1 pseudogene is annotated in these 255 nt (G+C 57.6%); it reads left to right on the top strand.

Annotated features, from left to right (window positions below):
* Positions 1-255 (top strand): annotated as a pseudogene (locus E3E36_RS12845) (endonuclease MutS2); the annotation flags it as partial.

Genomic DNA, 255 nt, shown 5'->3' with positions numbered 1-255 from the left:
AACGGGCGTCATCTTTTCATCGAGAAACCCCAGCCGGTGAGCTACGTTGTTGGAGATAAGCCGGAAGGCTTCGATGTTCCGGATTCAGGTGCCCCGGAGGATGAGAGGGTCGTCATCCTCACAGGGGCAAACAGTGGCGGAAAGACGAGCCTCCTTGAGCTAATGGCCCAGATAACCCTTCTCGCGCACATGGGCTTCCCCGTTCCGGCTGAAAAGGCGTGGGTCGTGTCCCTTGACGAGCTGTTCTTCTTCAGG

It is taken from the genome of Thermococcus sp. M36 (assembly GCF_012027355.1).
GTDB lineage: Archaea > Methanobacteriota_B > Thermococci > Thermococcales > Thermococcaceae > Thermococcus.
Note: the sequence above shows the minus strand (reverse complement) of the source record. Positions and strands in the feature narration are given on the sequence as shown.